Annotated in this window: 24 protein-coding genes and 1 pseudogene; 9 read left to right on the forward strand and 16 right to left on the reverse strand. The window is 69.5% G+C overall.

The window, feature by feature from the left end:
* Nucleotides 1-160 precede the first annotated feature (160 nt).
* On the forward strand, nucleotides 161-2,377 hold the full coding sequence (locus tag ACWGI2_RS01570; RefSeq protein ID WP_453693013.1) for an MMPL family transporter: 2,217 nt from the start codon (nucleotides 161-163) through the stop codon (nucleotides 2,375-2,377).
* Nucleotides 2,378-2,418: 41 nt separating this feature from the next.
* Here ACWGI2_RS01570 and ACWGI2_RS01575 read toward each other — a convergent pair whose 3' ends face one another.
* A complete protein-coding gene (locus ACWGI2_RS01575; protein ID WP_453693015.1) occupies nucleotides 2,419-3,498 on the reverse strand; it encodes a hypothetical protein in 1,080 nt (359 codons plus the stop codon).
* Nucleotides 3,499-3,651: 153 nt separating this feature from the next.
* On the opposite strand from ACWGI2_RS01575, the gene ACWGI2_RS01580 reads away from it, so the two are divergent.
* From ACWGI2_RS01580 to ACWGI2_RS01610, 7 genes and pseudogenes are all read left to right on the forward strand, one after another.
* Nucleotides 3,652-4,056, forward strand: coding sequence for a MarR family winged helix-turn-helix transcriptional regulator (locus tag ACWGI2_RS01580; RefSeq protein ID WP_453394890.1), 405 nt, complete (start codon nucleotides 3,652-3,654; stop codon nucleotides 4,054-4,056).
* 23 nt (nucleotides 4,057-4,079) lie between these two features.
* Nucleotides 4,080-5,337, forward strand: a pseudogene (gene mgt / locus ACWGI2_RS01585) (macrolide-inactivating glycosyltransferase).
* 214 nt (nucleotides 5,338-5,551) lie between these two features.
* Nucleotides 5,552-6,520 (forward strand): CDP-alcohol phosphatidyltransferase family protein, encoded by a 969-nt coding sequence (locus ACWGI2_RS01590; protein WP_453693017.1) that lies wholly within the window; start codon nucleotides 5,552-5,554, stop codon nucleotides 6,518-6,520.
* 333 nt (nucleotides 6,521-6,853) lie between these two features.
* Nucleotides 6,854-8,062 (forward strand): S8 family serine peptidase, encoded by a 1,209-nt coding sequence (locus tag ACWGI2_RS01595; protein ID WP_453394062.1) that lies wholly within the window; start codon nucleotides 6,854-6,856, stop codon nucleotides 8,060-8,062.
* A gap of 94 nt (nucleotides 8,063-8,156) precedes the next feature.
* Nucleotides 8,157-8,720, forward strand: a complete 564-nt coding sequence (locus ACWGI2_RS01600; protein ID WP_453693019.1) for a DUF1697 domain-containing protein — start codon at nucleotides 8,157-8,159, stop codon at nucleotides 8,718-8,720.
* A complete protein-coding gene (locus tag ACWGI2_RS01605) occupies nucleotides 8,713-9,096 on the forward strand; it encodes a nuclear transport factor 2 family protein (protein ID WP_453693021.1) in 384 nt (127 codons plus the stop codon). Before ACWGI2_RS01600 ends, ACWGI2_RS01605 begins: the two co-directional genes overlap by 8 nt.
* Before the next feature lie 34 nt (nucleotides 9,097-9,130).
* Nucleotides 9,131-10,159: a ketopantoate reductase family protein gene (locus tag ACWGI2_RS01610; RefSeq protein ID WP_453693023.1), complete on the forward strand. Its 1,029-nt coding sequence runs from the start codon at nucleotides 9,131-9,133 to the stop codon at nucleotides 10,157-10,159.
* On the opposite strand, the gene ACWGI2_RS01615 is transcribed toward ACWGI2_RS01610, so the two are convergent.
* From ACWGI2_RS01615 to ACWGI2_RS01680, 14 genes are all read right to left on the reverse strand, one after another.
* Nucleotides 10,152-10,661, reverse strand: a complete 510-nt coding sequence (locus ACWGI2_RS01615; protein WP_453693025.1) for a GNAT family N-acetyltransferase — start codon at nucleotides 10,659-10,661, stop codon at nucleotides 10,152-10,154. The two genes, ACWGI2_RS01610 and ACWGI2_RS01615, sit on opposite strands and share 8 nt — an antisense overlap.
* Before the next feature lie 46 nt (nucleotides 10,662-10,707).
* On the reverse strand, nucleotides 10,708-11,565 hold the full coding sequence (locus ACWGI2_RS01620) for an SCO6745 family protein (protein WP_453693027.1): 858 nt from the start codon (nucleotides 11,563-11,565) through the stop codon (nucleotides 10,708-10,710).
* Nucleotides 11,566-11,576: 11 nt separating this feature from the next.
* Nucleotides 11,577-12,347, reverse strand: a complete 771-nt coding sequence (locus tag ACWGI2_RS01625; protein WP_453394068.1) for a sirohydrochlorin chelatase — start codon at nucleotides 12,345-12,347, stop codon at nucleotides 11,577-11,579.
* A gap of 6 nt (nucleotides 12,348-12,353) precedes the next feature.
* A complete protein-coding gene (locus tag ACWGI2_RS01630) occupies nucleotides 12,354-13,256 on the reverse strand; it encodes an ABC transporter permease (RefSeq protein ID WP_453693029.1) in 903 nt (300 codons plus the stop codon).
* Nucleotides 13,243-14,034 carry an ABC transporter ATP-binding protein gene (locus ACWGI2_RS01635; protein WP_249587029.1) on the reverse strand — a complete coding sequence of 264 codons (792 nt, stop codon included), beginning with the start codon at nucleotides 14,032-14,034 and terminating at the stop codon, nucleotides 13,243-13,245. Before ACWGI2_RS01635 ends, ACWGI2_RS01630 begins: the two co-directional genes overlap by 14 nt.
* A 36-nt stretch (nucleotides 14,035-14,070) precedes the next feature.
* The gene (locus tag ACWGI2_RS01640; RefSeq protein ID WP_453693031.1) at nucleotides 14,071-15,201 is read right to left on the reverse strand and encodes an aliphatic sulfonate ABC transporter substrate-binding protein; all 1,131 of its coding nucleotides are present in this window, start codon (nucleotides 15,199-15,201) and stop codon (nucleotides 14,071-14,073) included.
* 230 nt (nucleotides 15,202-15,431) lie between these two features.
* The gene (locus tag ACWGI2_RS01645; protein WP_453693033.1) at nucleotides 15,432-16,802 is read right to left on the reverse strand and encodes a sulfate adenylyltransferase subunit 1; all 1,371 of its coding nucleotides are present in this window, start codon (nucleotides 16,800-16,802) and stop codon (nucleotides 15,432-15,434) included.
* A gap of 2 nt (nucleotides 16,803-16,804) precedes the next feature.
* Nucleotides 16,805-17,743, reverse strand: a complete 939-nt coding sequence (cysD, locus tag ACWGI2_RS01650; protein ID WP_453693035.1) for a sulfate adenylyltransferase subunit CysD — start codon at nucleotides 17,741-17,743, stop codon at nucleotides 16,805-16,807.
* 91 nt (nucleotides 17,744-17,834) lie between these two features.
* Nucleotides 17,835-18,440: an adenylyl-sulfate kinase gene (gene cysC, locus ACWGI2_RS01655; RefSeq protein ID WP_453693037.1), complete on the reverse strand. Its 606-nt coding sequence runs from the start codon at nucleotides 18,438-18,440 to the stop codon at nucleotides 17,835-17,837.
* Nucleotides 18,440-19,153, reverse strand: coding sequence for a phosphoadenylyl-sulfate reductase (locus tag ACWGI2_RS01660; protein ID WP_453394075.1), 714 nt, complete (start codon nucleotides 19,151-19,153; stop codon nucleotides 18,440-18,442). Before ACWGI2_RS01660 ends, cysC begins: the two co-directional genes overlap by 1 nt.
* On the reverse strand, nucleotides 19,150-19,329 hold the full coding sequence (locus ACWGI2_RS01665) for a hypothetical protein (RefSeq protein ID WP_453693039.1): 180 nt from the start codon (nucleotides 19,327-19,329) through the stop codon (nucleotides 19,150-19,152). Before ACWGI2_RS01665 ends, ACWGI2_RS01660 begins: the two co-directional genes overlap by 4 nt.
* Nucleotides 19,326-21,023, reverse strand: coding sequence for a nitrite/sulfite reductase (locus tag ACWGI2_RS01670; RefSeq protein WP_453693041.1), 1,698 nt, complete (start codon nucleotides 21,021-21,023; stop codon nucleotides 19,326-19,328). The genes ACWGI2_RS01665 and ACWGI2_RS01670 overlap by 4 nt, the downstream gene beginning before the upstream one ends.
* A 116-nt stretch (nucleotides 21,024-21,139) precedes the next feature.
* Nucleotides 21,140-21,223, reverse strand: coding sequence for a putative leader peptide (locus ACWGI2_RS01675; protein WP_323178717.1), 84 nt, complete (start codon nucleotides 21,221-21,223; stop codon nucleotides 21,140-21,142).
* Nucleotides 21,224-21,360: 137 nt separating this feature from the next.
* Entirely contained in the window at nucleotides 21,361-21,921 is a 561-nt protein-coding gene (locus ACWGI2_RS01680) for a GNAT family N-acetyltransferase (protein WP_453394077.1), read from the reverse strand.
* A 108-nt stretch (nucleotides 21,922-22,029) separates the two neighbouring features.
* Here ACWGI2_RS01680 and ACWGI2_RS01685 point away from each other — a divergent pair, with 108 nt between their 5' ends.
* Complete coding sequence (locus tag ACWGI2_RS01685) at nucleotides 22,030-23,055, forward strand: M4 family metallopeptidase (RefSeq protein WP_453394078.1); 1,026 nt, start codon at nucleotides 22,030-22,032, stop codon at nucleotides 23,053-23,055.
* Nucleotides 23,056-23,074: 19 nt separating this feature from the next.
* Here ACWGI2_RS01685 and ACWGI2_RS01690 read toward each other — a convergent pair whose 3' ends face one another.
* Nucleotides 23,075-24,367 carry a GAF domain-containing protein gene (locus tag ACWGI2_RS01690; RefSeq protein WP_453693043.1) on the reverse strand — a complete coding sequence of 431 codons (1,293 nt, stop codon included), beginning with the start codon at nucleotides 24,365-24,367 and terminating at the stop codon, nucleotides 23,075-23,077.
* Nucleotides 24,368-24,513 lie beyond the last annotated feature (146 nt).

The following is a 24,513-nucleotide window of genomic DNA, read 5'->3' on the forward strand; positions in this document are numbered from 1 at the left end:
CCATTACATCCCGGCACGACCGCCCGGGAATCGGCACGGGGGCGGTTCCTCCACCCAGTACTGGAGTACTGCCCGCGACGAAGTACCGGACCAGGGTCACGGGTGCGTCCCCTTCCGGCGGCCGACGCTTTCAAGAGGCCCCGCGTGATGACCTGTTGGCATGATCCGCAACCTGACCTCTTTCTCCACCCGGCATCGATGGATGACGATCGTCGTCTGGACCATTCTCGGAGCGGCACTGTCGTTCGTGGGGAAAGCGATGATGTACGACGTCACCGACTCCCAGGCCGGGGATTTCCTGCCCAAGAAATACGACTCGGCGGTGGCGCTGCGTATAGCCGAGGACGAATTCGGCACCAAGCCCGACCCCAACGCCCTGACCGTGCTCGTCGGCAGGGACGACGGCAAGAAGCTCACGCCGGGCGACCAGCGGCGGATCGCCGCCACGGCGGACGGCCTCGGCCGGGAGCGGATCGTCGCGCCGAAACCCGAACCGCTCATGAAGGACCATTCCCAGACGCCGCGCGTCTCGGCGGGGGCAGTGGCCCCTGACAAGAGTTTCCGGCTCCTCACGGTGTCCCTCGACGGAAATCCCGACGACCCCGGTCTGCAGGACGTCTACAAGAAATTCCGTGACGGCGCGAAAGACGAATTCGCGGCAGCCGACCTGCGTGTGGGATTCACCGGCGGCATAGCCTCCACAGTGGACAACACGGAGGCCGAGGAGCCCATCGGGAAAGTCGTCGGCAATCTGACGATGGGCCTCATCATCCTCCTGAACGTGCTGGTGTTCCGCAGCCTGGCGGCCGCTTTCGTGCCGCTGATCGCGGTGGCGCTGATCGGTGGCGTCGCCTCGGGAGCGGTGGTCGGCGCGGCGAAACTTTTCGGCATCAGCCTCGACCCGTCCACCCCCTCGCTGATCGGTGTCGTACTCCTGGGAATCGGCATCGACTACTTCCTCTTCCTGATGTTCCGATTCAGGGAGCAGTTGCGGAACCACCCCGAGCAGAACGCCCGGACGGCCGCGGCCGAGACGACCGGGCGCGTGGGCGGCGCGATCACGTCCGCGGCCCTGACGATCGTGGCGGCCTTCGCGACCCTCGGCCTCGCGAGCTTCGGGCAGTTCCGGGTCCTCGGCCCCGCGATCGCGATCTCCGTACTCGTGATGCTCCTCGCGAGCCTCACGCTCATGCCCGCCCTCCTGGCCCTGCTCGGCCGCGGCATGTTCTGGCCCGCCAAGGCCTGGAAGAAGGAGCGCACCGGCGGCATCAGCGCCCGCCTGGGGCACGCGGTGAGCGCCCGCCCGGTGCGGTACGCGCTCGGCAGCCTGGTGCTGCTCGGCGCCCTCGGCGCCGGCGCGGTCGGCATGAAGATGAGCTACGACCAGCAGGGCCTGCACGAGACCGCGGCCGTCAGGACCGCCGAGCAGATCTCCCGAAGCCTGCCCGCGGGCGTGTCCGACCCGCACAGCGTGTACGTACGGAGCACCGACGGCGGTGACATCAAGGGGAGTTCACTCACCGGCATGACCCGCGCCCTCGCCAAGGCGGACGGTGTCGGCGAGGTGGGCAAGCCGGTCCTCAACAAGGACCGCACGGCCGCGCGGGTCGATCTGTTCCTGAGCGTCAAGTCCGATACGCAGAAGGCACGCGACCTGGTCTCGGGCCCCATCAGGGACACGGCGGCGCGGACCACCCCCGAGGGCACCAAGGCGTACGTCACGGGAACGGCCGCGGTCTTCGCCGACATCTCGACGGCCGTGGAGAAGGACCTGCGCCTGGTGTTCCCGGTGGCGGCCCTGCTGATCGCGGTCATCCTCTTCCTGCTGCTGCGCTCCCTGCTCGCACCGGTCGTCCTGATGATCGCCGTGGGGCTCGGGTTCGTGGCCACACTCGGCGCGAGCACGCTGCTCTTCCAGCACGGACTCGACCGGCCCGGGGTCTCGTTCACGCTGCCCCTGGTGCTCTTCCTGTTCGTCGTCGCCCTCGGCACCGACTACAACATCCTGATCACCGACCGGATCAGGGAGGAGATGGAGAAGCCGGTCCCGGCGCGGCACGCGGTGGCCGAGGCCGTCCGGCACACCGCGCCCGCCGTCGCCACGGCCGGAATCGTGCTCGCCGGTTCCTTCGCCAGTCTGGCCGCGAGCCCCTCCACCCAGGAGATCGGCTTCGCCACAGGGCTCGGAATCCTCCTGTCCTCGCTCGTGCTCTCCCTCGTCCTGGTGCCCGCGCTCGCCGCGCTCCTCGGCCGCGGCCTGTGGTGGCCCCGCAGGCCGAGCCGGACCCGGAGCGGTCGGCACACACCGGGCGGGCCGTCCGCTCCCGAGCAGTACCGGCCGTATGCGGCGGACCCGGTGTACTCGGAACGCCAGTAGGCAGAGCAGAACTGTCACGGAAGTTGGTGGGGCGGCCCCTGTCACACCGCCACCGACTCCTCCATCTCCTCCTCCTGCTGCTCCTGCTTGGTGTCAGCGGCCGGTATCACCGCCGGCCGCTGACACCGCTCCCAGAGCGCCGCGATGCCGGTGATCACCAGACCGGCGAGCAGCCAGGCCGCCAACGTCCAGACGTGTCCGCCCAGTTCATGACCGCCGAAGTACAGGTGGCTGCGGATGCCCTCGACGAATCCGGCGCCGTTCCAGAAGGCGTGCAGGGAGCCGAAGAAGCCGTTCTGGAGTTCCGGCCTGAAAAGGCCGCCGGAGGACGTGAAGTTGAGCATCACGAAGAGGACCATCATCGTCAGCGTCGTCCAGCGCTTGAGGAACGTGTGCAGTCCGACGCCGATGAAGAGGATGCCGGCCGCGTACAGCCACGCCATGGCCCACACGCCCCACAGGCCCTGGTGCACCAGGTGGAAGACGGGCCCGGCGAGTGCCGCGCCGATCAGGCTCACGGCGAACGAGACGCCGACGACGAGCCCGGCCCGGGCCCGCATCCGCAGCCCGGCCCCCGCGGCGCCCAGCGCCGCCACCGACGCGTACGAGCCGATGCTCACCGCGACGAGCAGGAAGAACAGGCCCTGCCCCGTGGGGTCGTCGTCGACCGTGCCCGCCACATCCGTGACCTTCAGCGGTACGCCCTGCCCGGCGGCCACCGGCGTGAAGATCTTCTCGACCGCCATGGCGCTCATGTCGGAGCCCGCGGTGGCCACGATCACCTCGGGGGTCTTGGCATCGGGGACGTAGGCCCCCGATATGTCCATCGACCTGAGCTCGTCGACTGCCTGCGCGCGGGAGCCGACGGTCCGTACATCGAGGGCGTCGCCCGCCTTGTCCTTGACGGTCTGCGCGAGGGCTTGCGTCTGCTCGCCCGATCCGACGACGGCGATCGGCATGTCGTGCGGCTCCGGCGTGACGAACGCGCCCATGTAGGCGAGGCCCATGCCGAGGCACATCAGCAGGGGTGTCACGAGGTGGAGGAGGACATGACGGAGTGGTCCGGAGGGGGTTGCCGGGCCGGCGGTTGCCTTGTGGGCGGGCGCCGATGTGGCGGTCATCGGAAGACCTCTCGCGATAGTTGGCTTATACACTCAATCTCGGTGTTGTACTGTACAACCATTCGCGGAGAGGGAGAAATCGTGGCCGACCGAGACGGGTTCGACCAAGGCGGGTCCGACCGAGACGGGTCCATCGAGATCATTCAGCGGGAGATGACGGCGTTCGCCCGGCGGGCCCGCGCCACCGCCGCGCGGATGCACCCCGAGCTCTCGCTCGTGTCGTACACGCTCCTGAGTCACCTCGAGTACCAGGGCGGATGCCGGGCCACGGACCTCGCGACGCACTACACGCTGGACAAGTCGACGATCAGCAGGCAGGTGGGCGCGCTGGAGAAGTCCGGCCTCGTGGAGCGGCGGCTCGACCCGACCGATCACCGGGTGCACGTGCTGCACCTGACCGACCGGGGGATCGAGGTGCTCGCGCAGGTCACCGACGCGCGCCGGGTCGCGTTCCGGGAGCGTCTCGGTGAGTGGGACGGGCCGGACCTGGAGAAGTTCGCCGAGTATCTGCTGCGCTACAACGACGCCGCGTCGCGCGGCGGCCCGACGGTCGAGTAGGCAAGACTCCGAACTGAAAGAGGTTGCACGAGACGTCTCGTCTCGTTTATGGTCCGGGGCATGACCTCACGCCAGCGTGCCCACATCGCCATGTTCTCCATCGCCGCGCACGGGCACGTCAACCCGAGCCTCGAAGTGATCCGCGAGCTCGTCGCCCGCGGCCACCGCGTCACGTACGCGATCCCGCACCTCTTCGCCGACAAGGTCGCCGAGACCGGCGCCGAGCCCGTCCTCTTCGATACGACGCTGCCGGGCCCCGACGACGACCCCGAGGCCTGGGGGACCGAACTGATCGACAACATCGAGCCGTTCCTCACCGAGGCGATCGAGACGCTGCCGCAGCTGGCGGCCGCGTACGAAGGTGACGAACCGGACCTCGTCCTGCACGACATCACCTCCTACCCCGCACGCGTGCTCGCCCGCCGCTGGGGCGTGCCCGAGGTCTCGCTCTCGCCGAACCTGGTCGCCTGGGACGGGTACGAGGAAGAGGTCGCCGAGCCGATGTACGCCGGGCTGAAGGAGACCGAGCGCGGGCAGGCCTACTTCGCGCGCTTCCGCGCCTGGCTGGAGGAGAACGGGATCACGCAGGACCCCGATTCCTTCGTCGGCCGCCCGCCGCGCTCGCTCGTCCTGATCCCCAAGGCGCTCCAGCCGAACGCCGACCGGGTCGACGAGACGGTGCACACGTTCGTCGGCGCCTGCCAGGGCGACCGCTCGGCGCAGGGCGACTGGCAGCGCCCCGCCGGCGCGGAGAAGGTGCTGCTCGTCTCGCTCGGCTCGTCCTTCACCAAGCAGCCCGGCTTCTATCGCGCGTGTATCGAGGCGTTCGGGGACCTGCCCGGGTGGCATGTGGTGCTCCAGGTCGGCAAGCACGTCGAGCCGGGCGAACTGGGGGACATCCCCGGGAACGTGGAGGTCCATCAGTGGGTGCCGCAGCTCGCGGTCCTCAAGCAGGCCGACGCCTTCATCACGCACGCGGGTGCGGGCGGCAGCCAGGAAGGGCTCGCCACCGGGACGCCGATGGTCGCGGTGCCGCAGGCCGTCGACCAGTTCGGCAACGCGGACATGCTCCAGGGGCTCGGCGTTGCCCGGCATCTGCCGATGGAGGAGGCCGCCGCGCAGACGCTGCGGGAGGCGGTGCTCGCTCTGACGGGCGACCCGGAGGTGGCGCGCCGCCTCGCCGAGGTGCGGGCCGGGATGGCCGGGGAGGGCGGTACGAAGATGGCCGCGGACCTGATCGAGGAGGAGCTCGCGAAGGCGGCGGGGTGTGACGCTCCGTGAGGGATTTCCGTTGCACCCCGGGGCGTTTCTGTTACATACCTGTCGCTCGATAACGCTCAGGTAACGCAGGGTGGTTCTGGCATGGGTATTGACTCGTCCTGAAAGGTTGACCGTTACCCCCGGCCAAAGGTTGCACAGCCAGGTTCTTGTTCCTTGAACCAATACCTTCTTAGCGTGAGGTGAACGTTCCGCGAACGCCAGGAAGTTGACCCCCATGCGACGAGACATACCGCCCCTCGACGAGGTGCGCCGCATCACCCAGAAGAAGCGCGACGCGTGGTGGACCGTGATCCTGGTCGATCCGGTCGCCACGCCGCTCGTGCGGTGGACGGCGAAGTGGACCCGGATCACGCCCAACCAGATCACCTGGGGCGCGTTCTTGCTGGGGCTCGTGTCCGCGGGGTTCTTCGCACTGGGGGACTGGCAGTGGCTCGTCGTCGGTGCCGTCGTCTACCACTTCAGCTTCATCCTCGACTGCATGGACGGCAAGGTCGCCCGGCTCACCGGCACCGGTTCGGTGTTCGGCGCCTGGCTCGACTTCGTCTTCGACCGCATCCGCGTGATGGCGTGCGCGGTGGCCCTGATGGGCGGCCAGTTCCACCGCACCGGGGACGCCTTCTACATCTGGGCCGCGGTCGCCGTGGTCGCCCTCGACACGCTGCGTTACATCAACGGGCTTGAGATCTTCAAGATCCGGCACACCATGCGCAAGCAGATCAAGGTCCGCATGAGGGCCGCCCGCCGGGCCGAGAACGAGGCCGAGCTGGCCTTCATGGAGGACCTGCTGCGGGAGAACCCCGAGGCCGACATCGAGCAGGACCTCCAGAAGACGCAGTCGGAGCAGGGAGTCCCCGAGGCCCCGGAGGCGCCGGTGCCCGCGCCCAAGCGCCAGGTCATCGACCTGCACCAGGAGTTCCGTGGCAAGTTCCCCGCGTATCTGCGGGCGCGTTCCTTCCTGCTGCGCCACCGGATCCGTACGCACCTGGTGAGCGGCATCGAGTTCCAGATGGGCGTCTTCATGATCGGCCCGCTGTTCGACGTGGTGCTCCCGGCGACGATCGTCTCCGGCGCGCTGCTCCTGGTCTTCGAGCTGGCGATCATCTACAAGTTGCTGCTTTCGACGCGGGACTTCACGCGGACGATCGACTCCTTCGAGGAGCGCAAGGTCCTGGCCGCGGCGTAAGGATCGCCGGCTTCGCCGACTTCCGTCCTCGAGCGCCGGGCGGGCTGGAACCTCCAGCCCGCCCGGCGCTCGAGGTGCGTCACAAGCCCCTTACATCTATGAGGACTTGAGGGATTCGGCCCCGCGGTGTCCGATCTGCCAACGGGGGCCCGTTTTGTTATTACAGAACCTTGTTGAACAAGTCACAGGTGTATGTAGGTATTGATCTGCGCGCGTCAATCAGACATGGTTTCGTCCCAACGCCCGGAGATCTTCCGGATCTCGAGGCGCGTTGCAGTGAAGTTTTGAAAACCCCCCACATCCCCCCACATCACCACGAGGAGACCCCTCTTCATGGCAACTCACAAGCGTGCACGCTCGGTGAAGCTCGTCTCGGCGATAGCCGCCACGGCCACCGCGGTAGGCGTCACCGTCTTCGCCACCTCGTTCGCAGGCGCGGCAACCCCCGCCGAGGGCAAGGTCTACGGAGCCGACGCCAAGGGCGCCGTCGCGGGCAGCTACATCGTCATGCTCGACGAGAAGGCCGACAAGGGCGCCAAGTCCGACCTCGCCGAGGAGTACGGCGGCGAGCTGAAGCGGAACTACTCGTCCGCGATCAACGGCTTCTCGGCCAAGAGCCTCAGCGAGACCGAGGCCAAGCGCCTGGCCGCCGACCCGGCCGTCGGCAAGGTCGTCCAGTCCAAGAAGTTCAGCATCGACGCCACCCAGGACAACCCGCCGTCGTGGGGCCTGGACCGCGTCGACCAGGCGGACACCGCGGGCGACAAGAAGTTCACGTACCCGGACGCGGCCGGTGAGGGCGCCACCGCGTACGTCATCGACACCGGTGTCCGCGTCAGCCACAAGGACTTCGGCGGCCGCGCCAAGTCCGGCTTCGACGCCATCGACAACGACGACAACGCGGACGACGGCAACGGCCACGGCACGCACGTCGCCGGCACCATCGCCGGTGAGGCGCACGGTGTCGCCAAGAAGGCGAAGATCGTCGCGGTCCGCGTCCTCGACGACCAGGGCTCCGGCACCACCGAGCAGGTCGTCGCGGGCATCGACTGGGTCACCAAGAACCACGAGGGCCCCTCGGTCGCCAACATGAGCCTGGGCGGCGGCGCCGACGAGGCGCTCGACGCGGCGGTCCAGAAGGCGATCGCCTCCGGCGTCACCTTCGCGGTCGCGGCCGGCAACGAGTCCTCGGACGCCGGTCAGGGCTCGCCGTCCCGCGTGAAGGAGGCCATCACGGTCGCTTCCTCCACCAAGGACGACGAGCAGTCGGACTTCTCCAACTTCGGCTCGGTCGTGGACATCTACGCCCCGGGCTCGGACATCACGTCCGCCTGGAACACCGGTGACGACGCCACCAACACCATCTCCGGTACGTCGATGGCGACCCCGCACGTCGTGGGCGCCGCGGCCGTCTACGTCGCCGCCCACCCGGACGCCAAGCCGGACGCCGTCGCCAAGGCGCTGACCGACGGCGCGACGCCGGACAAGATCTCGAACCCGAGCGAGGGCACGCCCAACAAGCTGCTCAAGGTCGTCGAGTAAGCACCCTCTCGTTACTCCCTTGAGTAACACCCACTGAACCGGCGGCCGCCGCGCCCACCCCCACGGGGCGCGGCGGCCGTCCTATGGTGTGCGGATGACGGTCAAGGCATACGCGGCGCTCCTGCGCGGCATCAACGTGGGCGGCAGCAGAAAAGTGCCGATGGCGGAGTTGCGTCCGCTGCTCGCCGGTCTGGGACTCGGCGACGTACGCACCCATCTCCAGAGCGGAAACGCGGTCTTCACCTGCGAGGCCACCGACGAGGACGCCCTGGCCGCAAGGGTGGGCGAAGCCATCGAGCGGCACTTCGGCTTCACCGTGGACGTCCTGGTGCGCGACGGCGCCTACTTGAAGGCGGTCGCCGACGCCTGCCCCTTCCCCGCGGCCTCACTCGAAGGCAAGCAGCTGCACGTCACGTACTTCTCCGAGCCGGTCGACGCGTCCCGGCTCGACCGGATCGACCCGGCGGGCTTCCTCCCCGAGGAGTTCCGGCTCGGCGACCGGGCGCTCTACCTCTACGCGCCGGACGGCCTCGGCCGCTCCAAACTCGGCGAGGTCCTATCGCGGCCCGCCCTGTTCAAGGGTGTCATCGCCACCACCCGCAACTGGAACACCGTCGCCAAGCTGGTGGAACTGACACAGGAGCAGAACCGTGGCTGACCGCACGCCCGCCGTCGACGCGGCCATCGAGGCCGAACTGCACCTGCTCGCCCCCGAGGTGCGCTCGTCGCCCGAGCTGCTCGGGCAGCTGCTGCACCCGGAGTTCACCGAGTTCGGCACCTCCGGCACCCACTGGGACCGCGCGTCCATCATCAAGGCCCTGACCGAGAGCACGAACAGGACGGCCCGCCCGATCATGACCTCCCGGATGCGGGGCGTGCAGCTCGCCGACGACGTCGTGCACCTCACTTTCGACACCGAGAGCAACGGCCGTCTGGCGCACCGCAGTTCACTGTGGCGGCTGTGCGAGGGCGAATGGCTGCTCTGGTTCCACCAGGGAACGCCGTTCAGCGAGGACGGGCCGTCAGAGGCCTGATCTTTTTACGGTGTCATGTGCGAGGCTCGGATCCATGCGCTACATCATCATCGGGGCAGGGGCGATCGGCGGCACCGTGGGCGGGCGCCTCGCCGAGAGCGGACATGACGTGGTCCTCGTCGCGCGGGGTGCGCACTACGAGGCGGTGCGGGAGAGCGGCCTGCGGGTCAGGACGCCCGACGGGACGATGACGCACCGGCTTCCCGTCGTCCAAGGCCCCGCCGAACTCGGCGAGTTGCGGGCGGACGACGTGCTGTTCCTCGCCGTGAAGACACAGGACTGCGAGGCCGCCGTCGACGCCTGGAGCGGGCGCCCGGTGGCGGGCGGCGGGACGGCGGGCGAGGTCCTTCCGCTGGTCTGTGCGCAGAACGGCGTGGAGAGCGAACGCATCGCGCTGCGCCGCTTCCGTCGGGTGTACGCGATGTGCGTCTGGCTGCCCGCGACTCACGTCGAGCCGGGCTCGGTCTCCGCGGCGGGCGCCCCGTACACGGGCATACTGCACATCGGCCGCTACCCGAAGGGCACGGACGACACCGCCCGTCTCATCTCCGCGGGCCTGGAGAAGTCGAAGCTGCTCTCGCCCGTCGTGGCGGACGTGATGCGCTGGAAGTACGGGAAGCTGCTCGCCAACCTGGCCAACTCCATCGAGGCGGTCACGGGCGTGCTCTCCGGCAGCGAGGCCATCGCGCTCTACCGGAGGGCCCGCGCGGAGGGCGAGGCGGTGCTCGCCGCCGCCGGCATCGAGGCGGTGAGCGAACAGGAGCAGAAGGAGGCCCGCGGCGACCGCATCAGCTTCGAGCCCTTCGACGGCTCGGAACGCGGCGGCGGCTCGTCCTGGCAGAGCCTGAGCCGGGGCACGGGCACCATCGAGGCGGACTACCTCAACGGCGAGATCGCGCTGCTCGGCCGCCTGCACGGAGTGCCGACGCCGGTGAACGACGCCTTGCAGAGCGTGGCGAACGCGTTCGCGCGGGAGCGGCGCGACGCGGGGTCGATGCCGGTGACCGAACTCCTGGGCCTGGTGGCCGGGGCACAAGAGAGGGCACAAGAGAGGTTCAGCTGAGCACCGAGGTCATCAGGAGCGTGGTGCGGCCGTTGTCCTCCGGGACCGCGCGGCCCTGGGTGAAGCCGAGGCGCTTGAGGACGGTGAGGGAGGCGATGTTCTCCGCGTCCACCGTCGCGTGCACCTCGGTCAGGGCGAGGGTCTGATGGCCGTACGCGGTGAGCAGGCGGGCCAGCTCCGTGCCGAGGCCCATGCCCCAGCTGCCCCGGAAGAGCCCGTAGACGATCTCGTGGCCGTCGAGCCACCTCTCCGGCGACGGCTTTATCTCCGCGTGGCCTATGTAGCGCCCCTCGTGCCGCACCGCCCAGACCGGGAACTGGTTCTCGGCGTACACGAGGCCGAAGATCCGGCGGAACAGCGCGTGGGTCTGCTCCACGCTCTGCGTCCCGTCCCCGAACCAGCGGCCCACGGCCTCGTCCTGGAGGAGCGAGACGAACTGTTCCTCGTCGGCGGCGACATAGGGGGACAGCACCAGACGCTCGGAGCGGAGTACGGGGGTCATCGGCGTGACGGTAGGGGCAGGAGTGGCACTTAGGCAACTGGATTGACTAATCCGCGGGCCGCGGAAGACCGATCGGGTTGGGGAAGGGGATGACGCCCGCCGCCAGGATCTGCCGCACCGGTCGTTCCAGCGCGGCCAGGAGCGTGTCCGCGTCCCGTGCGGCCAGCGGGCGCAGCAGGCGCGCCGTCAGGCGGTCCGTGGCGTCCTCGATCAACTCGCGCTCCGTACGGCCGTGTTCGGTGATGTGTCCGTCCCCGTCCACCAGGCCGCGCCCGCGCAGCCGGTCCACCGCGTGCGCCCACTCCTGCTCGCCCCACCCCCTGTCGTGCCGGATGGTGTCCTGGTCCACACGGCCCGTGGCGGCGGCGAGCACCAGCGACTCACAGGCGTCCAGGCCGTGGTCGGCGAGCGCGGCGACATGAGCGTCGCCCCTGAACTCGCGCACACAGGTGACCAGTTGCCACAGCCGCTGCACCGGGTCGGTGCGCTCGCTCACGTCGCGGTTCGCCGTGAACAGCGGGCGGGCGAGCGACGGGGCGTCCTCGACCATCGCCGTGAGCGGCGGACACAGGGCGGCGGCCTGGTCTTCGATGCCCGGGACCAGCGCGCGCAGCGCCCGCGCCGTGTAGGCCGCGCGCTCCTCCACGATCCGGCCCGGCGACACGTACTGCCAGGCGGAGGGAATGGCCCGCTCCACCATGCCGGGGGCGAAGACACCTAGCGCGGCCGTCGCCGCGCCCGACTCGACCGGGCCCATGGGAGCCGTACGGGCCGCGAAATAGCCCATCCAAAAACCCTTGAGGCCGAGCGCCCGGCCGAGGTCGCGGCAGCCCTCCTCGAAGTAGATCACTGCGTGCAGGGGCTCGGTCCGCAGCCAGAGCGTGCGGGATCTGGAGAGGGTCATGAACCCACAAACTAGGCCAGCACGGGAACCCGCGCCACCCGCCCGACCACACCGTTCGCGGCACATGCCTCGTCGTAGCGCCGTACGAGCAGCCGCGCCAACCCGGCCGAGGGGCCGAGCACTTGGGCCGTGACGTCCGCTTCGGCGGCCCCGCGCTCGATGCGGTCCGGCAGGAACCCGGGCGCGATGACGTAAGGAGCCACCGCCACCCTGCGCACCCCCAGGGCGCGCAGCTCCCGCACGGCGTCCTCCGTGCGGGGCAGAGATGCGGAGGCGAACGCAGGCCGCACGGCGCACCAACCGGTGTGCCGCCACTCCCGCGCGATTTCAGCGATCACTGCGATCGCCTCCGGGTCCGATGACCCCGCCGAGGCCAGCACGACCCCGGTCGAGGACTTGTCGGCGGGGGTGAGCCCCGCCTCGTACAGCCGCTGGTCCAGGGCGGTCAGGAGCAGGGGAGAGGGGCCGAGCACCGCCGCCTGCCGGATGCGGAGGCGGGGCGGTGCCTGGCTCAGGACCGCCGGGATGTCCGACTTCGCGTGGAACGCTCGCGTCAGGAGCAGCGGCAGCGCGATCACGTCACGTACGCCCTCGGCGTCCAGGGACTCCAGGACCTCGGGGACCGAGGGCGAGTTGAAGTCCAGGAAGCCCGTCTCCACCCGCAGCCCCGGCCGCTGTTCCCGCACTCGGCGCACCAGGGCGCGCACCGTCGCGGCATGCCGCGGATCGCGGCTGCCGTGGGCGACGACGAACAGGACGGGGCGGACGGGACGGCCGTACATGGTGGGTCAGCTCCTCACGAGAAGTCCGCGGCTGCGCAGCACGCGCCGCTCAAGGGGGCTGAAGATCAGCAGGTCGATGGCGATGCCGACGATGAGGATGAGGAGGATCGCGAAGAACACCTGCGCCATGCTGCTGTTCGTGCGGCCCGCCTCCAGGAGCTGGCCGAGGCCCATGCCCAGGTCCGGCGACTGCGCGATGATCTCCGCGGCCATCAAGGACCGCCACGAGAACGCCCAGCCCTGCTTCAGACCCGCCAGATAGCCGGGCAGCGCCGCAGGCATCACGATGTGCCAGGTGTGACGCAGGCCCGTCGCACCCAGCGTGCGGCCCGCCCGCAGGAAGAGCGGCGGCACCTGATCGACGCCCGCGACCAGGCCGTTGGCGATCGAGGGGACCGCGCCGAGCAGGATCACCGCGTACATCATCTGGTCGTTGAGACCCAGCCAGATCACGGCCGGCGGCACCCACGCCACCGACGGCAGCGACTGAAGTCCGGACAGGATGGGGCCGATCGCGGCCCTGATGAACCGCACCCGGGCCACGATCAGACCGAGCGGCGTACCGATCGCGAGGGCCATCAGGAAGCCGAGCAGACCGCGCGACACGGACGTCCAGATGTACTCCAGGAGCGTGCCCTGCATCCAGGCGTCCTGCACCTCGTGCCAGACGTCGCCGGGCGGCGGCAGTACGTAGGTGTCGGTGACGTTCGTCCACACCAGGACCTGCCACACCACCAGGACCAGCAGGACGGCGGTCACCGGCGGCAGGACCTTCTGGACGAGGGTCCGACGGAAGGGCGTACGCCGGGTCTGGACCGCGTCCAGGGCGTCAAGGCCCGCCTCCAGGCCGGCCAGGTCCTGGCTGCTGTCCCTCTCGGCCTTGTCGACCGGAGTGTCAGTGCTGGCCATGTCGGCGGATCTCCCCACGCAGTTGTTCGGTGATCTCGACGGACAGTTCCGCCACGGCGGAGTCCTCGATGCGGCGCGGGTGCGGGATGTCGACCCGCCACTCGTGCGCCACCCGGCCAGGACGCGACGAGAGGAGCACGACGCGCTCGGCGAGGCGGACGGCCTCGCGCACGTTGTGCGTGACGAAGAGGACGGAGACGTTCGTCTCGCGCCAGATGCGGGTCAGCTCGTCGTGCAGGACGTCACGCGTGATCGCGTCGAGCGCCGCGAACGGCTCGTCCATCAGCAGGATCTTGCTGTCCTGCGCGAGGGCACGGGCCAGCGCAACGCGCTGGCGCATGCCGCCCGACAGCTCGTGCACCCGCTTGCCGTACGCCCCTTGGAGCCGTACGAGGCCAAGCAGCTCCTCGGCCCGCTCGCGCCGCTCGGCCTTCGCGACGCCGCGCAGCTTCAGGGCGAGCTCGATGTTCTTGCCCGCGGTCAGCCACGGGAACAGCGCGTGCTCCTGGAACATCAGGGCCGGGCGGCCGTCGGTGGCGATGTCGCCCGCCGACGGCTTGTCGAGCCCGGCCACCAGATTGAGCAGCGTCGACTTGCCGCAGCCCGAGGCTCCCAGGAGGGTGACGAACTCGCCGGGAGCGACATCGAGCGTGATGTCGTCCAGGACGAGCTGCTGCCCGGCGGGCGTGGCGAAGGACTTCGAGACATGCTCGATCCGGGCTGCGTGCGGGGCGGCCGTGATGTCCTCCGCCGCCTTGGCGAGGGTGGTCGTCGCCATGGTCGTCACCTCCTGGGAACTGGTCGATGTCCGGGGTTACTTGACGCCGAGACCGGCGTCGTCGACCGCAGGCTTGCCCTCGGCCTTCAGGATCTTGTTCAGCGGCTTCAGGTCGTAGATGCCCTTGAGGTTCGGCTTGTCCAGGAGGCCCGCCTTGACCGCGTGCTTCGCCTCGGAGTCGAGGGTGGCGGCCAGCGGGTCATCAGTGGTCTGGATGGACTTCCACGCCGGGTCGATGACCTCGGCGGGCAGCTCCTTGCCGGACGCCTCCTTGAGGGCGGCGTTGGCGGAGGCCTTCGCCTTCTCGGGGTTGTCCTTGATCCACTGGTTGGTCTTCACCGAACCGCGCAGGACGGCCTCGACGACCTTCGGGTGCTCCTTGAGGAACTTCTGCGACACGATGATGTTCGTGATCACGAACATCTTGTCCGGCCACAGATCGGCCTCGTCGAGGATCGCCTTGCCGCCCTCGGCGACCAGCTTCGACGCGGTCGGCTCCGGCACCCAGGCACCGTCGATCGAGCCGGACCGGTAGGCGTCAGGGGTGATCTTGTTGTCGGTGCGGACCACCGAGACGTCGCCCTTGCCGCTCTCCGCGTCGACCTTCCAGCCCTTTTCCTTGACCCAGTTGAGGAAGGCCACGTCCTGGGTGTTGCCGAGCTGGGGCGTCGCGATCTTCTTGCCCTTGACGTCGTCAAGGGACTTGATCTTCTTGGGATTGACCACCAGCTTCACGCCGCCGGAGGCCGAGCCACCGATGATGCGCAGGTTCTTGCCCTGGGCCTTGGTGTAGCCGTTGATGGCGGGCGAGGGGCCGATCCAGCCGATGTCGATCGACTCCGAGTTCAGCGCCTCGATCTCCGACGGGCCCGCGTTGAACTGCGTGTACTTCGCCTTCGTCGCGCCCAGTTCCTTCTGGAACAGGCCCTCCTGGTCGCCGACGAGCGCGGTGGCGTGCGTGAGGTTCGGGAAGTACCCGATCTTCACCTCGTCGAGGCCCTCGATCTTCTTCGCACCCGCGGCCACCTGGGCCTTGTCGTCCTTGTCGTCCGATGCGGACCCGTAGCCGCAGGACGTGAGCACTACGGCGAGCAGCGGCAGGGCGGCGACGGCGGCCAGGGCACGGCGGCCGCCGGTGGTGCGTGGAGTGCGGAAGCTGGCAGGCACGGGAGGTGGTCCTCTCGTTGGCCCGGCGGTCACACCGTCAGGGTGTGGCCGGGAGATCGGCAGGTTTTCGTCTTCGCAGGTGGAACTCGCGGGGGGTGTGGGCGCGCAAGCGGTGCGCGTACGTCACTACGCACATCGCCCGACTCCGCCCTGCCCCGCGCCGAGGGCGCCGCTGCCGACGCGGCCGCCCTCCTTCGCGAAGGTCGAGAAATAGTCGATGGAGGTCATGGTCAGAAGTCCCAACCCTCGTCGTCCGCCGCCGGCTTGGCCTCTTCGGCCGTCTCCGTGGTGGCGAACGCGTCGCCCGCCATGCCCGCCGCGAGCGTCGTGCCGTCCGCCGGGTCGATCAGGAGGAACGAACCGGTGCGGCGCGAAGCCGCGTACGAGTCGACCGCGATCGGCTCGGCGGTGCGGATCACGACGCGGCCGATGTCGTTGGCGACCAGCTTCCCCGGGTCCGGGTGCTGGGAGAGGTCGTCCAGGGTGAGCCGCGAGGGGATCTCCTTGACGATCGCCTTGACCGTGCGGGTGGTGTGCTTGAGCAGCACCCGCTGGCCCACGTTCAGCGCGGTGTCCGCGACGTGGCAGACCGTCGCCGTGAGGTCCTGCGAGGTCTGCGGCTGGTCGCCGCTCGGCACGATCAGGTCGCCGCGCGAGATGTCGATGTCGCTCTCCAGGAGCAGCGTCACGGACTGCGGCGTCCAGGCCACGTCCACCTGCTTGCCCAGGAGGTCGATGCCCGCGATCTTCGACGTACGCCCCGAGGGGAGCACGGTCACGGACTCGCCGACCCGGAAGGTGCCCGCCGCGATCTGTCCCGCGTAGCCCCGGTAGTCGGGGTGCTCGGCGGTCTGCGGGCGGATCACGTACTGGACGGGCAGACGCGCGTGGCAGGAGGTCAGGTCGTGGCTGACCGGGACCGTCTCCAGGTGCTCAAGGACGGTCGGGCCGCCGTACCAGTCCATGTTGGAGGACGGCTCGACGACATTGTCACCGGCGAGCGCCGAGATCGGGATCGCGGTGATCTCCGGGACGCCCAACTCGCTTGCGTACGCGGTGAATTCCTCGGCGATCTTCGCGAAGACGGTCTCCTCGTAGGCGACGAGGTCCATCTTGTTCACGGCGAGCACCACGTGCGGGACGCGCAGGAGCGCGGCGACCGCGGCGTGCCGGCGGGTCTGCTCGATGACGCCGTTGCGGGCGTCGACGAGGACGACGGCGAGGTCGGCCGTCGAGGCGCCGGTGACCATGTTCCGGGTGTACTGCACGTGGCCCGGGGTGTCGGCGAGGATGAACCGCCGCTGCGGCGTCGCGAAGTAGCGGTAGGCGACGTCGATGGTGATGCCCTGCTCGCGCTCGGCGCGCAGGCCGTCGGTGAGCAGCGCGAGGTCGGGAGCCTCCTGGCCACGGCCGAGCGAGACGCGCTCCACGGCCTCCAGCTGGTCGGTGAGGACCGACTTGGAGTCGTGCAACAGGCGTCCCACCAGTGTGGACTTGCCGTCGTCGACGGACCCCGCGGTCGCGAACCGCAGCAGGGTGGTGGCCGAAAGCTGCTCGGCGGAGAGCGGCTGCGCCTTGTCGGGTTCGGTGGTGCTGGTCATGTTTAGAAGTACCCCTCGCGCTTGCGGTCTTCCATCGCGGCCTCGGACATCTTGTCGTCGGCGCGGGTGGCGCCACGCTCGGTCAGGCGGGACGCGGCGATCTCGGTGATGACGGCCTCCAGCGTGGTGGCGTCGGAGTCGACGGCGCCGGTGCAGGACATGTCGCCGACGGTGCGGTAGCGGACCAGCCGCTTCTCCACCGTCTCCTCGTCCTTGGGGCCGCCCCACTCACCGGCGGTCAGCCACATGCCCGAGCGCTGGAACACGTCCCGCTCGTGCGCGAAGTAGATCTGGGGGAGCTCGATGCCCTCGCGGGCGATGTACTGCCACACGTCCAGCTCGGTCCAGTTGGACAGCGGGAACACGCGGACGTGCTCGCCGGGCGCGTGGCGGCCGTTGTAGAGCTGCCACAGCTCGGGGCGCTGGCGGCGCGGGTCCCACTGCGAGAACTCGTCGCGCAGGGAGAACACGCGCTCCTTGGCGCGGGCCTTCTCCTCGTCCCGTCGTCCGCCGCCGAAGACCGCGTCGAACTTCTCGCTCTGGATCTTCTCGGTGAGCGGCACGGTCTGGAGCGGGTTGCGCGTCCCGTCCGGGCGCTCGCGCAGCTTGCCCGCGTCGATGTAGTCCTGCACGGAGGCGACATGCAGCCGAAGCCCGTGCTCGGCGACCACGCGGTCGCGGTACTCGATGACCTCGGGGAAGTTGTGCCCGGTGTCGACGTGAAGGAGCGAGAAGGGGATCGCCGCGGGGGCGAACGCCTTCAGCGCGAGGTGCAGCATGACGATGGAGTCCTTGCCGCCGGAGAAAAGGATCACCGGCCGCTCGAACTCGCCCGCCACCTCGCGGAAGATGTGCACACCCTCCGACTCCAGGGCGTCCAGGTGGGACAGGGCGTAGGGACTGTCCGTCCCCTCGGTCACAGTGGCCACGGTGGTCGTCATGCTGCACCCTTTTCGTTCGCTTCTCCGCCTGCGCGGCGCAGAGGTGCGGGATTCACGGTCCTCTGCGGCCGGGCGGCCACGCATGCGTCGCTCACAGGACACCCCTTTCGATGAGCAGCGCGCGCAAGGCCGCCGCGGACTCCTGCACGGTCTGGTCCTGCGACTCGATGCGCAGATCGGGTGACTCGGGTGCCTCGTAGGGGTCGTCGACCCCCGTGAGCCCGGAGATCTCACCGGCCGCCTGCTTGGCGTACAGACCCTTCACGTCCCGTACGGAGCAGACCTCCACCGGCGTGGCCACATGGACCTCCAGGTAGGGCGTGCCGCCCGTCTGGTGGCGCTTGCGCACCGCCTCACGGCTGTCCGCGAAGGGGGCGATCACCGGCACCAGGACCTTCACGCCGTGGCGCGCGAGCAGTTCGGCGACGAAGCCGATGCGCTGCACGTTGGTGTGCCGGTCCTCGCGGCTGAAGCCGAGGCCCGCCGAGAGGAACTCGCGGATCTCGTCGCCGTCGAGGACCTCGACCCGGTGGCCGTCCTCGCCGAGCCTGCCCGCGAGTTCGTAGGCGATGGTGGTCTTGCCCGCGCTGGGCAGACCCGTGAGCCAGATGGTGGCTCCGGTGGTCACGTGCTTCTCCGATACGTTCCGGGGACCGGTGGCTTGCTGGGGCTGAGTCGCTGCCTGAGGCCGTGTCATCAATGGATCCCGCACTCGGTCTTGGCGTTGCCCGCCCAGCGTCCGGCGCGCGCGTCCTCGCCCTCCAGGAGGCGGCGGGTGCAGGGCGCGCAGCCCACGGAGCCGTAGCCGTCCATGAGGAGGGGGTTGGTGAGGACGCCGTGCTCGGTGACGTAGGCGTCCACGTCGTCCTGCGTCCAGCGGGCGATCGGCGAGATCTTGACCTTGCGGCGCTTCTCGTCCCAGCCGACGACCGGGGTGTTGGCGCGGGTCGGCGACTCGTCGCGGCGCAGTCCCGTCGCCCACGCTGCGTACGAAGTCAGGCCCTCCTCAAGGGGCTTGACCTTCCGCATGGCGCAGCACAGGTCGGGGTTCCGGTCGTGCAGCTTCGCGCCGAACTCGGCGTCCTGCTCGGCGACGCTCTGCCGCGGCGTGAGCGTGATGACGTTGACGTCCATCACGGCGGCGACGGCGTCACGGGTGCCGATGGTCTCGGGGAAGTGGTAGCCGGTGTCGAGGAACACGACGTCGACGCCGGGGCGGGCGCGCGAGGCGAGGTGGGCGACGACGGCGTCCTCCATGGAGGAGGTCACGCAGAAGCGCTCACCGAAGGTGTCAACGGCCCACTGGAGGATCTCCAGGGCCGAAGCGTCCTCCAGGTCCCGCCCCGCCTGCTCGGCCAGAGCCTTCAACTCGTCGTCGGTGCGCTGTCCTTGAGCCTGAACGGTCGTCATATCTCTTCCCCTCCACCGCTGCCCAGCTGAACTCCCTGGGCGAGCAGCCCGAGGAACTTCAACTGGAAGGCGCGATTGCACGCGGCGCATTCCCATGCGCCGTGACCGGTCTCGTTCGGACGCAGGTCCTCGTCGCCGCAGTAGGGGCAGTAGAAGGGCGCGGCACGCTCGCTCACGACAGGGCCTCCTCGCTGGCGCGGGCGACCCAGGTGGCGAAGCGCTCGTCGTCCGCGCGCTCCTCCTCGAAGCGCTTGAGGACCCGCTCGACGTAGTCGGGCAGCTCGGCCGAAGTGACCTTCAGGCCACGGACCTTGCGGCCGAACCCGGCCTCCAGGCCGAGCGCGCCGCCCAGGTGCACCTGGAAGCCCTCGACCTGGTTGCCGTCACCGTCGAGGACCAGCTGCCCCTTCAGGCCGATGTCGGCGACCTGGATGCGGGCGCAGGCGTTCGGGCAGCCGTTGATGTTGATGGTGATCGGCTGGTCGAACTCCGGGATGCGGCGCTCCAGTTCATCGATGAGCGAGGCGCCGCGCGCCTTGGTCTCGACGATCGCCAGCTTGCAGAACTCGATGCCGGTGCAGGCCATGGTGCCGCGCCGGAAGGGGGAGGGGTTGACCCGCAGATCAAGGGCTTCGAGCCCCGCCACGAGCGACTCGACCTGAGCCTCCTCCACATCGAGCACGATCATCTTCTGCTCGGCGGTGGTGCGAAGCCGCCCCGAGCCGTGGGCGGCGGCGACATCCGCGATCTTCGTGAGCGTCGCGCCGTCCACGCGGCCGACGCGGGGGGCGAACCCGACGTAGAAGCGGCCGTCCTTCTGCTTGTGCACGCCGAGGTGGTCGCGCCAGGTGCCGGTCGGCTGCTCGGGGGCGGGCCCGTCGACGAGCTCGTACTTCAGGTACTCGTCCTGAAGGATCTGCCGGAACTTCTCCGGGCCCCAGTCGGCGACGAGGAACTTCAACCGGGCGCGGTTGCGAAGGCGCCGGTAGCCGTAGTCACGGAAGATGCCGATGACACCGCCGTACACGTCGGGAACCTCGTCCAGCGGCACCCAGGCGCCGAGCCGCACGCCGAGCTTCGGGTTGGTGGAGAGGCCGCCGCCGACCCAGAGGTCGAAGCCGGGGCCGTGCTCGGGGTGGTTCACGCCGACGAAGGCGACGTCGTTGATCTCGTGCGCGACGTCGAGCTGCGGCGACCCGGAGACCGCCGACTTGAACTTGCGCGGCAGGTTCGAGAAGTCGGGGTTGCCGATGAAGCGGCGCTGGATCTCGTCGATGGCGGGGGAGCCGTCGATGACCTCGTTCTCGGCGATACCGGCGACGGGCGAGCCGAGGATGACGCGGGGAGTGTCACCGCAGGCCTCGGTCGTGGAGAGCCCCACGGCTTCGAGCCGCTCCCAGATCGCGGGCACGTCCTCGATGCGGATCCAGTGGTACTGGACGTTCTGCCGGTCGGTGAGGTCTGCGGTGCCGCGCGCGAACTCCTGCGAGATCTCGCCGATGACACGCAGCTGCTCGGTGGTGAGCCGCCCGCCGTCGATCCGGACCCGCAGCATGAAGTACTCGTCGTCCAGCTCTTCGGGCTCCAGGATCGCGGTCTTGCCGCCGTCGATGCCCTGTCGGCGCTGGGTGTAGAGCCCCCACCAGCGCATACGCCCACGAAGATCGTTCGGGTCGATGGAGTCGAAGCCGCGCTTCGAGTAGATCGTCTCAATGCGTGTCCGCACATTGAGACCGTCGTCGTCCTTCTTGAACTGCTCGTTGCCGTTCAGCGGCGTGAAGTGGCCTACGGCCCACTGGCCCTCACCACGGTGACGGCTCGCCTTGCGCCGGGGCGCGGCAGTCGTGGGTTTTTCAGGGGTGGCAGCCATGGCTATACGTCCTTCAAGGCGGGCTGAGGGCGGCTCTGACCTGCACACTTCGCGCTAGGGGCGCGGCGGTGCGCAGATAGGGGGTCAAGCAGAGAGAGTCGTCGGCGCTGGTGCTGTCAGCTCGCCGGACACATGGCGCTGGACATGCGGCAGAGATCGACGTGACGCCGACTCACCAAGGCAATTCCAGTGCGATCCATGACGGAAGCGTGTCACGGGACTTTCGGCCCAGTCCACCATTATCCAGAATGTGGACGTGAGGGTCTTGCTATGCGAGACGGTGTGGTCTCGGTCACTTGTTGTCGGCCGGGCCCCGGGGCCCGGCCGACGCACCTTGCTAGGCCCCCTGCCAGGGCCCCGGCGTCGGAACGTCCGGCTCCTGTTCGACCTTCGTGTCGAAGAGCTTGAAGCCGCGCCGCAGGTAATTGTCCATGGCGTGCTCGCCGTCCTTGGAGCAGGTGTGCAGCCACACCCGCTTGGTCGGGGCCAGCTCGGGCCACCGCTCGGCGAGGTCCCAGGCCCGCCGCACCCCGTACGAGAGGAGGTGGCCGCCGATGCGCCTGCCCCGGAAGGCGGGGATGAGCCCGAAGTACACGATCTCGACGACACCGCCGTCCTGCGCCGCCAGCTCCACATACCCGGCGGGCGTCCCCTTGTCGTACGCGACCCAGGTCTCGACGCCCGGCTTCCCGAGCTCCTCCTGCCACTGGGCGTAAGAGAGGGAGAGCCGGTCCGTCCAGTGGATGTCGCCGCCGACGGAGGCGTAGAGGAAGCGGCTGAACTCGGGGGAGGGGATCTCGGCCCGGACGATCGTGACGTCCCCGTCCGGTGCCGCGGCCGGCAGCAGATCGGTGGGAGCGGTCTGCTCCAGGGACCAAGTGGTGACAGTGAGGCTCATGCGGGTCAGCGAATCACGTGCCACGCACCCTGGCCAAAGGTGCCCGGGATGCGGGAAGATCCCGCAGCGCACGCCACCCCCCGCATTCTTCGAGCTGGAGGATGTTCCATGGCCCGCCGCACACCCCGCGGCCTGCTCGCCGCGGCCACCGTCACCGTGGCCCTCGCGACGCTTGCCGCACCCGCTTCGGCCTCCGCGGACCCGCAGGCCCGTGTCTTCATGGTCAACCCCGTCCAGTCGTCGGGGGACCAGACCCTCGTCGACGCGAAGGACTCCGCGACGTCCGTTCCCGCCAGTGCCTACGCCACCGCCACCCTGCGCAACCTCGACTCCAGCGGTGGACTCTCCGGCAAGTGGGCGTACATCAGATCCGACACCGGCGCCTCCGCCAAGGTCGCTGACGCGGGCGGATACGCCCGCGACGACGACCAGTTCGAGCAGGTCATGGCGTACTTCTGGGTCAATGAGTCACAGGAGTATTTGCAAAGCCTCGGCTTCGGGACCGAGCTGCCGGGTGCCAACGACCGCGCCCAGCCCGTCCGCATCAATCAGTGGGGCGCGGACAACTCGTTCTTCACCGACAAGAAGGCCGAGATCCGCTTCGGCAAGGGCGGTGTCGACGACGCCGAGGACGCGGAGGTCGTCATCCACGAGTACGGGCACGCCGTGCACCACGCCCAGGTGCCCGGCTTCGGCACATCGCTGGAGGCGGGCTCGATCGGTGAGGCCTGGGGCGACTACCTGGCGGTGTCGGTCGGCGCGTACGCGGACGCCAAGTACGGCTGGCCCGCCAAGGCCGACCTCGCCTGTGTCGCCGACTGGGACGCCGTCTCGTACTCGGACGCCCCGCACTGTCTGCGCCGGGTCGACAGCGACAAGACGTACGCCGACAAGGTGGGGGAGGTGCACGCGGACGGCGAGATCTGGTCCCGTGCGCTCTTCGACATCCGTGGCTCGCTCGGTGCCCGTACCGCCGACCGGATCATCGTCAACGCCCAGTTCGGCTTCGCGCCCGACACCAGCTTCCAGGACGCGGCCCTGACGACGATCGCGACCGCTCAGAAGATGTACGGCAAGAGCGCGGCGGACGCCGTGCGCAAGGCGTTCGAGGCGCGGGAGATACCCGGCGTGTGAGGGGAGGGGGCAGCGGCATTCAAGGCTCCGGCACTCGCCGTGCCTCGCGCACCGCGGGCGCCGTCGAATGCGGCAGCAGGTTCGCCGGACGCTCGGGCAGGATCACGTCCACGTCCACGTCCTCGGGGAAGCGGTAGGGGCGGTGGGCCAGGAGGCCGCCCAGGTAACGCCGGACCCGGGAGAGCTCGGCGCGGACCGTCACCGTGCGGGCCGGGTCGCCGAACATGTCGTCGGCCAGGCCGGAGGCGGTGCGGCCCTTGCGGTGGGTGGCTAGGAGGTAGAGCAACTCCGCGTGGCGCGGGCTCAGTTCATGCGTCCAGCCGCCCGCGCCGCCGCCCTCGACGGTGACCGACCAGCGGCGCGGCCCGCTCACGTCCAGGACGACGCGGGTCGCCGCCAGCGGCTGCGGGTCCTCCTCGACGCGCAGCAGCCAGCCGCCGGGCAGCGGCTCCACCGCGCACGTGCCGAGCGAGGGCAGCCGTACGTGGCCCGCGGCCATCGCCCTGGGCAGCGCGAGACGGTCCGTCGGCGGCATTCCCGTGACCGCCGCCGTCCACCCGTGGGAGTCCACCGCGACGGCGCGCCCCGCCAGGCGGGCGAGGATCGGCGCCGCCACCGAGCGCAGCCGGTCGAGCGCCGTCACGTGGGTCTCCCGCAGCCGGGCCTCGGCGAGCTTCGCCACCGAGTCGACCAGGGCGAGCGTCGCCGGATGCATGGTGTTCAGCGGGCCGCTGATGTCGACCACGCCCAGGAGACGGCCGTCGCGAGGGTCGGTGATGGGCGCGCCCGTGCACGTCCAGGCGTGATGCGTCTCGACGAAGTGCTCGGCGGAGAACACCTGCACGGGACGGCGCACGACGAGCGGTGTCCCTATGCCGTTCGTGCCGACGACGCTCTCGCCCCAGTCCGCGCCCAGTTCGAAGCCGAGCGAGTCCGCCTTGCGAAGCACCGTGGAGTTGCCCTCCCGCCACAGCACCCGGCCCTCCGCGTCACAGACGACCATGATGTGGTGCGCCGCGTCCGCCACCGAGACGATCGCGTCCCGCAGCACCGGCATGATCTCCGTCAGCGGCGACGCGCGCCGCCGCTCCTCCAGCTCCTCGATGCTGAGCAGCCGGGAGCGGAAGTCGCGGTCGGGATCGACCCCGTCGAGCTTCATGCGCTCCCAGGACTCCTCGATCACCGGACGCGGCAGCACACGCGGCTGCTGCCCGGCCAGCGCCGCGTGGCGGACACCCGCGAGGAGCCGTGCGGCCTGCGCACAGTCCATGGCGGAGATCCTCGCGAGGTTGATCGTCGAAGTCGCGTTCATCACCGGGTCCTTCCCGAGCAGAGCCAGTGCGTCGGGGGCACTTGCTCATCGTGCCCTTTCGGCGTCCGCAAGGGTATTGGTTCAGAAATGAACTTCTGGCTTGCAACCGTCTGCAACCCTCGCGAACAGCCGTACGGCGACCGAAG

The sequence above is a fragment of the Streptomyces sp. NPDC054866 genome, from assembly GCF_053610745.1.